Here is a 10,277-nt window from a genome sequence, read left to right on the forward strand (position 1 = left end):
CTGCCGCCCCCACCGCCGTCGTCACCGGCGCCAGCAGCGGCATCGGGGCCGCGACCGCCCGGCGGCTCGCCGCCGCCGGCTACCGGGTCGTCCTCACCGCCCGCCGCGAGGAGCGGATCGAGGCGCTGGCCGCCGAGTTGGCCGAGGCCGGGCGCGACGCCGTGCCGTACGTCCTCGACGTCACCGACCGAGCGGCCGTCGACGCGTTCGCCGCCTCCCTCGACGGCCGCTGCGACGTGCTGGTCAACAACGCGGGCGGCGCGATCGGCACCGAGCCGGTCGCCTCCGCCGACCCGGCCGACTGGCGCACGATGTACGAGGTCAACGTCCTCGGCGTGCTCAACATGACCCAGGCGCTGCTGCCCGCCCTCACCGCCTCCGGCGACGGCACGATCGTCGTCCTCTCCTCCACCGCGGGTCTCGCCACGTACGAGGGCGGGGGCGGCTACGTCGCCGCCAAGCACGGCTCCCACGTCATCGCCGAGACGCTGCGCCTGGAGCTGAACGGGCAGCCGGTGCGGATCATCGAGATCGCGCCCGGCATGGTGCGGACCGAGGAGTTCGCCCTGACGCGCTTCCGCGGCGACGCGGAGAAGGCGGCCAAGGTCTACGAGGGCGTGGCCGAGCCCCTGACCGCCGACGACGTCGCGGACAGCGTGGCCTGGGCGGTCACCCGCCCCTCCCACGTCAACGTGGACCTCCTCGTCGTCCGCCCCCGGGCCCAGGCCTCCAACTACAAGGTCCACCGCGGGAGTTGATCCCGGTCGGATTACGCCGGGGGTGTGCCGCGTTCCCGTCGGCCCCCCGGTGCGGCCCGTCCGGCAGTCGCAAGCGCAGCCCCCGAGCACCTCCGACCGCGGCAGCCCGCTCGTACGACCGCGGCAGCTCACCCGTGCGACCGCGGTAGCCCGCCCGCACGGCCGCGGTCGGTTCGCGAGGACTTCCGGGCCGCGGTTGTGTTGAAGCGGGTACGTCTCGGTGATCAGCGCATACCTCGCCGGCAGGCTGCAGGACCTGTGGCAGGGCCGCGTCCCGAGGCCGGCACGAGAGCTGCTACCTCGTAGACGGCACCCTGCCCCCGGTCGGAACCGTCTGCCGACAGGACACGCCCCCGTTCCCGGCGGCCGGGCCAGGGGGCGGCGGCAAGACGGCCTGATCCTGCGCCCCGCGCCAGGGGAGGCGGAGCCGAAGGGCGCCGCATTGCCCATGATCGTTCAGCCCCGCCCATACCCCCCGAACAGAACGCGTAACGCAAAAGCCGGACTTAGTGCCGATTCTCGACAAGGGACCGGCAGGCCGGGCGGCGCGTGCGGTAGACATTGTCTCCACCCCGCCGCTCACGAGCGGCAACCGGTTTTCCCTCCCCGTTCGCCATCGACCCCGCCCGAAGGGAGCCGCTGACCGTGCCGCGCAAGCCGTACGCACCGGGCACCGTCCTCACCGCCGCCCTGCTCACCGCCGCGGGACTGGCCGCTGGCCTCACCGGCTGCTCCAGCGGCTCCGGCGAAGGCCCCTCGGAGGACCCCAAGTCCGGCGAGGTCGCCGCGACCGCGCCCGCCGCCGAGCCCGGCAAGTACGGCAGCCTCCCCGAGCCCTGCGGGGCCGTCGGCCGCTCGACGCTGCGCACGCTGCTGCCCGGCCTCGACGACGACCTGGAGGCGGACGAGCGGGAGGCGGCGTACGAGGGGGAGGCCGCCATCACCTTCGACACCGACCGCCGCGTCGGCTGCCGCTGGACCGCGGACTCGGACACGGGCACCCGCCATCTGAGCATCGACTTCGAGCGGGTCGTCTCCTACGACCCGGAGGTCAGCGACGACGACCGGGCACAGCAGCTGTACGACAAGAAGGCCGAGGCGGCTGACATCCCGGAGCCGGCGGCCGAGGATGCGACGGGTTTGCCCTCGGAGGCGGCCTCCGACTCGAAGTCCGAGTCCGCATCACCCCCCAACAAGACAGACAAGAAGAGCAATTCGGGCAAGGGTCAAGAAAACAGCGAAGAAGGTGCCAACCCCAAAGGCGGTGGCGAAGACCACACCGGCCCCACCGCCACCGCGTCCGGCACCCCCTCCGCGAGCGGCTCGGAGCGCGCCGGGTCCGCCGGCCCCGAGGCCTCCCTCGCCCCCCGCTCGCTCGAGGACCTCGCCGACACCGCGTACCTCAACGACCGCCTGGCCACCGCCGACTCGGGTGTCCACCGGGACGTCACGGTCGTCTTCCGCTCGTCGAACGTCATCGTCACGGTCGAGTACGACCAGTGGTCCACGACCAAGGCCGAGCTGCCGCTGAGCGAGGACCTCCAGCGCAGGGCGCGGCGCCTGGCGCAGGAACTGTCCGGGCGGTTCGACGACTAGCCTCCGGTTAGCCTGGGCGGACGAACCCGGACCAACCCCGGGCCCCCGGGGCGAAACCCGGGACCGAGACTGTCCCCGGACGAGCGAAGGAATCATGCGCAGACCAGTCCAGCGACCCACCCGCCCGCGACTCGCCCGCCTCCTCGCGTGCGCGGCCGTCGCACCGGCGATCCTCGTCGCCGGCTGCTCCTCGGGCTCCGACAGCTCCCAGGACGCCGCGGGCGGCGCGGCCTCGAAGTCGGCCGGGGCGAAGCCCTCGCCAACCGTCGAGGCCGCGAAGTACGGCAAGCTGCCGCAGCCCTGCGAGGCGCTCGCGGGCAAGACCGTCGAGGAGCTCGTGCCGAAGGCGAAGAGCAAGTCCGGCACGGCGGGCAAGTCCGGTGACGTGCAGTCGCGCTCCACCTGCTCCTGGAACGGCCTGGACGGCTACCAGTACCGCTGGCTCGACGTCTCCTTCCAGCGCTTCGAGTCCGACGCCACCCTCGGCAGCGGCGAGAAGCGCGCCAAGGACTACTTCGCCAAGCAGATCGACGCCACGAAGTCGACGCAGGACGCGAAGGACCTCAAGAGCGGCAAGGGCGAGGGCATCGGCGAGGAGTCGGCCACCTTCGCGTACGGCCTGAAGAAGGGCAAGGACGACTTCCGGAACCAGACCGTCGTCGCCCGCAGCGCCAATGTCATCATCACCCTCAACTACAACGGCACCGGCTACGAGGACGCCAAGCAGCCGAACTCCGCGGACCTGCTGAAGGACGCGGAGGCGGCGGCAAAGAAGGCGGTCGAAGCCGTGGCCGCGGAGAACGAGGCCGGCGGCAAGGTCGGAAGCGCCACTTCCGGCAGCAAGTCCCCGGAGCCCAAGTCCTCTTCGGACAAGTAACCCCACACTTCCCCAAATCGCCTGCGCGGCGCCCGGGTTCCCCTCGGACCCGGGCGCCGCGGCGTACCCGCGTGTGCCAGGCTGTGCGGCGATGACGTCGAGATGACACCGCTCCGTGGAGCCGGAGCCCTTGGAGGGGATCGCGGGATGGCCGCGCCGAACGCGATGAAGCTCACCCGTACGCACCGCATACTCGCCGGCGTGGTCGTCGCCGGGGCGATAGTGATCGCGGCGATCGGCTTCGCCGGGTCGTACGCGGCGGTGCGCGACCTCGCCGAGAAGAAAGGGTTCGGCGCCTTCGCGCTCGTCTTCCCCATCGGCATCGACGCGGGCATCGTCGTCCTCCTCGCCCTCGACCTGCTGCTGACCTGGATCCGCATCCCCTTCCCGCTGCTGCGCCAGACCGCCTGGCTGCTGACCGCCGCCACGATCGCCTTCAACGGCGCCGCGGCCTGGCCCGACCCGCTCGGCGTCGGCATGCACGCGGTGATCCCGGTCCTCTTCGTCGTCTCCGTCGAGGCCGCCCGGCACGCGATCGGCCGCATCGCCGACATCACCGCCGACCGGCACATGGAGTCGGTCCGCATCGCCCGCTGGCTGCTCGCCTTCCCCTCCACCTTCCGGCTCTGGCGCCGCATGAAGCTGTGGGAACTGCGCAGTTACGACGAGGTCATCCGCCTCGAACAGGACCGGCTCGTCTACCGCGCCCGCCTGCGCGCCCGCTACGGCCGCGCGTGGCGCCGCAAAGCACCCGTCGAGTCCCTGATGCCCCTGCGGCTGGCCCGCTACGGAGTCCCCATCTCCCAGACGGGAGCAGCGGGGTTGGCGGCGGCGGGCATCAAGCCACCGGTGATCGCGCCGGGCGCCGCGGCACAGGGCACGCCCCAACTCCCGGCAGCCACCGCGCCCCCACCGCAGGAAGCTTTCTCCGCCGCGGAGCCGGAACACTCGACGCCGCCCCGCCAGGCGGAGACCGCGACAACATCCCGCCCGCACCCGATGGAAGACCCCCAGAGCACGGCTCCGACGCAGGAGTACGGGGATGCGCCGCAGGGGCACCCGGCGTACGAGTCCGGGGCATACGCCCCGGCGCAAGGTGCCCCGGGCCACGCGAACGACTCACAGGACCCCGCATACGAACCCGCGGCGTACGCCCCGGCGCCGGGCGACCCGGCATACGCCGAGCACACGCCCCCCGAGACGGTGTCCGACGTGTCCGCCGATGACCCCTCGCAGGTGACGGTCCCGGTGAGCCCCGGCCGCCGCCGGTCTCTGGGGCAGGCCCAACCGAACGGCCACGCGGCCGCGTTCGTGCCGTCGCCGCGCCCGACGGAGCCGGAGTACCAGCCGGAGCGGTACGAGGAGCCGGCGCGGGAGGAGTACGCGGCACCCGCGCCGCCGCCACCCCCGGCGCCGGAACCGGAGCCCATCGCCGAGGACGACCCCGTCGGGATCCCGGACGGCGTCCTGCGCGACGACCTGTACTTCCAGGCGTACCGCCAGTTCGCCAGCGAGCAGGCCAGCTTCCCGTCCGCCCGCCAGCTCTCCCGCACGCTCAACGACCGCTACGGCGTGGCCAACAGCGACGGCACCCTCCTCAGCGAGGCCTACCTCCGCACGTACCTCCGCGAATTCCGCGACCGCTACAACACGGAAATGGGCATAGCAGGCTAGCCCGGCTCCGCCGGGGGTTGTGGACATGCGCCCCCGTTCCGGCGCGGGCACCCCGGCCGTCAAACGGGGGCTACGACCCCAGGAGTTTGCGGGTTCGGTCCGCGCCCACCGCGAGCAGCAGCGTCGGCAGTCGAGGCCCGGTCTCCCGGCTCACCAGCAACCGGTACAGCAGGGCGAAGAACGCCCGCTGCGCGACCTTCAGTTCAGGCGTCGGCTTGGCGTCGGGCGCCAACCCCGCCAGAACCTTCGGCACGCCGTACACCAGCGACGTCAGCCCGTCCAGCGACCACCGCTCGTCCAGCCCTTCCAGCAGCAGCCGCAGGGACTCCCGCTCCTGGTCCCCCAGGGACGCCAGCAGCTCGGTGTCCGGCTCCTCCCGCACTCGCGTGCGGGACTCCGCCGGCACCTGGGTGGCGATCCACCGCTCGGCCTTGTCGAGTCGCGGCCGGGTCTCGTCCAGGGCCGTGATCGGGTCGGAGGGGTCCAGATCGCGCAGGATCCGCAGCGTCTGCTCGTCGTGCCCGGTCGTGATGTCCACGACGGACGCGAGCGTCCGGTACGGCAACGGCCGTGCCGTACGCGGCAGTTCGCCGGACGCGGTCCGCGTGGCCCGGCGGTACGCCGCGACGTCCGCCGGCTGCGCGCCCCCCTCCGAGACCTTCCGCTCCAGCGCGTCCCACTCGTCGTACGTCCGCTGGATCTCCTGGTCGAAGGCGACCTTGAAGGACTGGTTCGGCCGCCGCCGCGCGTACAGCCACCGCAGCAGCGGCGCCTCCATGATCTCCAGCGCGTCGGCCGCCGTCGGCACTCCGCCCTTGGAGCTGGACATCTTCGCCATGCCGCTGATGCCGACAAACGCGTACATCGGCCCGATCGGCTGCTCGCCGCCGAAGATCTCCTTCACCAGCTGCCCGCCGACCACGAACGACGAGCCGGGCGACTGGTGGTCCACCCCGCTGGGCTCGAAGATCACGCCCTCGTAGGCCCACCGCATCGGCCAGTCGACCTTCCAGACCAGCTTGCCGCGGTCGTGCTCGGACAGCCGCACGGTCTCGGCGTGCCCGCAGGCGCAGGTGTACGAGAGCTCGGTGGTCTCGTCGTCGTACGCGGTGACGGTCGTCAGGTCGCGCTCGCAGACCGAGCAGTACGGCTTGTACGGAAAGTAGCCCGCGGCGGCCGAGCCGTCGTCCTCGCTCGCCGCGCCCGACCCTTCGGCCGCGGCCTCGGCGGCAGCGGCGTCGGCCTCGTCGACCTTGCCCTTCTTCTGCTGCTGCTTGCCCCCGGCACCGCCGGCGGCCCCGGCCGCCTTCTCCTTCGTCCGGTACCGGTCCAGCACCGCGTCGATCCGCCGCCGCTCGCGCATCGCGAAGAGGATCTGCTCGCGGTAGACGCCCGAGGTGTACTGCTCGGTCTGGCTGATGCCGTGGAACTCCACGCCCAGCTCCGCCAGCGCCGCGACCATGGGCGCCTTGAAGTGCTCGGCCCAGTTCGGGTGTTCGGAGCCGGGCGGGGCCGGCACGGAGGTCAGCGGCTTGCCGATGTGCTCGGACCAGGACGGGTCGATCCCGGCGGGCACCTTGCGGAACCGGTCGTAGTCGTCCCACGACAGGATGTGCACGCATGCGTGGCCGCGGCGGCGGACCTCGTCCGCGACGAGGTGCGGGGTCATGACCTCGCGGAGGTTTCCGAGGTGGATCGGCCCGGACGGGCTGAGGCCCGAGGCGCAGACGATCGGTTTGCCGGGGGCGCGGCGCTCCGCCTCGGCGATGACCTCGTCCGCGAACCTGGAGACCCAGTCGGTCTCAGTGCTCTGAGCCACGATCGGCACTTCCTTCTCGAATCCTCGTGATTCCTCGCCCGAAAGCCTGGCGCCCCCATTGTCCCATCCGGAAAACGGGTGGCGTGCCCATGGGATACTGGGCGCCAGTCCCCTTTCCACTCGGTTTTCGACAAGATCCACCCGGCAGTCGGTCGACCAGCACTCGGTCCACCAGCACGGTCCAGTCCATCAGCACTCGGTCCATTCGACGGAACGGTACGTATCCATGGCCTCGGTTCCCTCCCTCGCCGCCTCGGTCCACCAGCGCGTCGCGGACGCCCTCTCGGCTGCCCTGCCGGAGGCCGGCTCCGCCGACCCGCTGCTGCGACGGAGCGACCGGGCGGACTTCCAGGCCAACGGGATGCTGGCGCTGGCGAAGAAGCTGAAGGGCAACCCGCGCGAGCTGGCGTCCCAGGTCGTCGCGGGGCTCCCGGCGGACGACCTGCTGGCCGAGGTCGAGGTCTCGGGCCCCGGCTTCCTCAACATCAAGGTCACGGACGAGGCGATCGTCCGGACCCTGGCGGCGCGCGCGGCCGACGACCGGCTGGGCGTCCCGTACGCCGAGAACCCGGGCACGACGGTGATCGACTACGCCCAGCCGAACGTGGCCAAGGAGATGCACGTCGGCCACCTGCGCTCGGCGGTGATCGGCGACGCGGTCGTCCAGATCCTGGAGTTCGCGGGCGAGACGGTGGTCCGGCGCCACCACATCGGCGACTGGGGCACCCAGTTCGGCATGCTCATCCAGTATCTGGAGGAGCACCCGCACGAGCTGGACCACCGGGCCTCCTCGCCGGACACCGCGGCCTCCGGCGAGGAGGCCATGTCGAACCTCAACCGGCTCTACAAGGCCTCGCGCGCCCTCTTCGACTCCGACGAGGAGTTCAAGACGCGGGCCCGGCGCCGGGTGGTCGACCTCCAGGCGGGCGACCCGAAGACCCTCGCGCTGTGGCAGAAGTTCGTCGACGAGTCGAAGATCTACTTCTACTCGGTCTTCGACAAGCTCGACATGGAGATCCGCGACCCCGACGTCGTCGGCGAGTCCGGCTACAACGACATGCTGGACGAGACCTGCCGCCTCCTGGAGGAGTCCGGCGTCGCGGTCCGCTCCGAGGGCGCGCTCTGCGTCTTCTTCGACGACGTCAAGGGCCCGGACGGCAACCCCGTACCACTGATCGTGCGGAAGTCCGACGGCGGCTACGGCTACGCGGCCACCGACCTCTCCGCGATCCGCGACCGGGTGCAGAACCTGCACGCGAGCACGCTGCTGTACGTGGTCGACGCCCGCCAGTCCCTCCACTTCCGGATGGTCTTCGAGACCGCCCGCAGGATCGGCTGGCTGAACGACAAGGTGCACGCGGTCCAGCTCGCGTTCGGCACGGTCCTCGGCAAGGACGGCAAGCCGTTCAAGACCCGTGAGGGCGAGACGGTCCGGCTGGTCGACCTCCTGGACGAGGCGATCGAGCGCGCGGCGACGGTCGTGCGGGAGAAGGCCCAGGACCTCACCGAGGCGGAGATCGCCGAGCGGTCGGCCCAGGTCGGCATCGGCGCGGTGAAGTACGCGGACCTGTCCACGTCGGCCTCGCGGGACTACAAGTTCGACCTGGACCAGATGGTGTCCCTCAACGGCGACACCTCGGTCTACCTCCAGTACGCCTACGCCCGTATCCAGTCGATCCTCCGCAAGGCGGGCGACGTACGGCCGGTGGCGCACCCCGGGCTCGAACTGGCTCCGGCGGAGCGGGCGCTGGGCCTCCACATCGACGAGTTCGCGGAGACCCTGCGGGGCGTGGCGGAGACGTACGAGCCGCACAAGCTGGCCGCATACCTCTACCAGCTGGCCTCGCACTACACGACGTTCTACGACCAGTGCCCGGTGCTGAAGGCGGACACCCCGCAGACCGTCGAGAACCGCCTGTTCCTGTGCGCGCTGACGGCCCGCACGCTCCACCAGGGCATGGACCTGCTGGGCATCAGGACGCCCGAGCGGCTCTGACCGCGCTTACCGCGCTTTCGGCGCTTCATCGCGCTTTCAGAGGCGGCTCCGGTACGCCTTCAGGGGGCGGCTCCGCCACGGCACTCGCCGTCAGAGCCGCCCCTTCGGCTTTCCCGGCGCGCCGAACCTTCCGGCACACCGAACCTTCCGGTGCGCCGAACCTTCCGGTGCGCCGAACCTTCCGGTGCGCCGAACCGTCAACTCCCGTTCAGCCGGGCACCCGTGCGGGGTGAGGCGCGCCCGCAGCAGGATTCGGAACCGATCCATCCGTAACCTGCGAAAGGATTCGAAGATGTCGGGAACGATCCCGGGAACGTTGAGCCGTCGGACGCTGCTCGGCGGGGTGTCCGCCGCGGGCCTCTCCCTGGCACTCTCCTCGGGCGGGAGCGCGGCCGCGGCCGAGGTCGCGTACGCCGCCTTCCGCGTGGTCCGCGCCTGCCCCGGTGAACCCGGGCGGCCGGAGATCACACTGCCGGAGGGCTACACCCTGGTCCCCGGCGAGAAGTACGCGGTGGCCGGCAGAGCCGAGTTCTACGCGTTCGTGCAGGGCCCGCGGAACACCGCCGGGATCGAGGTGGCGGTGCGCTGGCCGGGGGTGCCTGTGGCGGCCGTGGTCCACCAGGACACCCGCCCGGCGCTGCGCCGCGACCCGTCGGACCGCCACACGGTCCGCTTCACCCTCCCGGTGGCGGGGGTCAGCCCGGACGCCAACCAGCCCACCCTCCAGGTCTGGAGCCAGCCGGACATCTCCCCCGGGATGAACTGGCGCATCGAGCACAACGACCCGGACCGGGCGGCGGGCCCGTGGGCGACGGTGGAGTGGCCGGAGGTGGAGGTGAAGTCGGTGGTGCACCAACTGGTCGCGGCCCACACGGTTTTCCGCGACTCCGGCATGGTGGAGACGGCCGCCGCGAAGGGCCACCGCTTCGTGCTCATGGGGTTCGAGACCAACAACACCCTGCACACGGACAACCCGCCGCACTGGCACATCTCGTACAACTCCGGCCGGGACTTCAACGCCCCGACGCACAACCCCCACTACTGGCTCGACACCGAGGGCCGCACCTTCTACAACGGCATGGACGTCACGGGCCTGGGCCGCTTCAAGCACTACGCCGGCGACCCGGCCCCTATCTACGACTTCCTCGGCGACGCCAACGGGGGCCGCGGCAACCTGGTGGTCACGACCACGATCCGCGCGGACGGCGGCCTGGACATCGCCCCACCGACAGGCCCGGCCTACGCGATAGCGGCCGGCCGCGACGGCACGCTGCGGGACGAGGTGACGGTCGAACGCGCGGGCCGCCCGTGGCTCCGTATAGCCACAACAGACCACGTCCGCCTGGGCCTTCTGACGATCCGCACCCACGACCTCCAGTCCCCGTCCCGCCCCCGCACCCAACAGCTCCGCTACGACCGCCTGACGGGAGTCCAGAAGACCCCGTACGTCAGCCCCATCGCCTGACCGACCGGCCCCGGGCCTTCCGGCGGCTCACGCCGGAAGGCCCTCACACCAGAGCCGCGGGAGGGCTCACGCCAGGCGCCCTCCCGCGCGCC

7 protein-coding genes are annotated in these 10,277 nt (G+C 71.8%); 6 read left to right on the forward strand and 1 reads right to left on the reverse strand.

Annotated features, from left to right (window positions below):
- The 4 genes from AOK16_RS16105 to AOK16_RS16120 all read left to right on the forward strand — a co-directional run.
- The coding region (locus tag AOK16_RS16105) for an SDR family NAD(P)-dependent oxidoreductase (RefSeq protein ID WP_055472933.1) at nt 1-758 on the forward strand (758 nt) is incomplete at its 5' end.
- Between the two features lie 645 nt (nt 759-1,403).
- Nucleotides 1,404-2,354, forward strand: a complete 951-nt coding sequence (locus tag AOK16_RS16110; protein WP_055472934.1) for a hypothetical protein — start codon at nt 1,404-1,406, stop codon at nt 2,352-2,354.
- Nucleotides 2,355-2,448: 94 nt separating this feature from the next.
- On the forward strand, nt 2,449-3,231 hold the full coding sequence (locus tag AOK16_RS16115; protein WP_079101444.1) for a DUF3558 domain-containing protein: 783 nt from the start codon (nt 2,449-2,451) through the stop codon (nt 3,229-3,231).
- Nucleotides 3,232-3,378: 147 nt separating this feature from the next.
- Complete coding sequence (locus tag AOK16_RS16120; RefSeq protein WP_055472935.1) at nt 3,379-4,905, forward strand: DUF2637 domain-containing protein; 1,527 nt, start codon at nt 3,379-3,381, stop codon at nt 4,903-4,905.
- Nucleotides 4,906-4,975: 70 nt separating this feature from the next.
- Here AOK16_RS16120 and lysS read toward each other — a convergent pair whose 3' ends face one another.
- Nucleotides 4,976-6,733 carry a lysine--tRNA ligase gene (gene lysS / locus AOK16_RS16125; protein ID WP_055472936.1) on the reverse strand — a complete coding sequence of 586 codons (1,758 nt, stop codon included), beginning with the start codon at nt 6,731-6,733 and terminating at the stop codon, nt 4,976-4,978.
- 217 nt (nt 6,734-6,950) lie between these two features.
- Here lysS and argS point away from each other — a divergent pair, with 217 nt between their 5' ends.
- A complete protein-coding gene (gene argS, locus AOK16_RS16130) occupies nt 6,951-8,720 on the forward strand; it encodes an arginine--tRNA ligase (RefSeq protein ID WP_055472937.1) in 1,770 nt (589 codons plus the stop codon).
- A gap of 292 nt (nt 8,721-9,012) precedes the next feature.
- Entirely contained in the window at nt 9,013-10,185 is a 1,173-nt protein-coding gene (locus tag AOK16_RS16135; protein ID WP_055472938.1) for a hypothetical protein, read from the forward strand.
- Nucleotides 10,186-10,277: the final 92 nt, after the last annotated feature.

Origin of the sequence: Streptomyces pathocidini, from assembly GCF_001418495.1 — a bacterium.
Classification (GTDB): domain Bacteria; phylum Actinomycetota; class Actinomycetes; order Streptomycetales; family Streptomycetaceae; genus Streptomyces; species Streptomyces pathocidini.

Bases quoted from the DNA above. Each gene is read 5' to 3' on its own strand.
- AOK16_RS16115 (WP_079101444.1), top strand. From the start codon at position 2,449: ATGCGCAGACCAGTCCAGCGACCCACCCGCCCGCGACTCGCCCGCCTC.
- AOK16_RS16120 (WP_055472935.1), top strand. From the start codon at position 3,379: ATGGCCGCGCCGAACGCGATGAAGCTCACCCGTACGCACCGCATACTC.
- argS (WP_055472937.1), top strand. From the start codon at position 6,951: ATGGCCTCGGTTCCCTCCCTCGCCGCCTCGGTCCACCAGCGCGTCGCG.
- AOK16_RS16135 (WP_055472938.1), top strand. From the start codon at position 9,013: ATGTCGGGAACGATCCCGGGAACGTTGAGCCGTCGGACGCTGCTCGGC.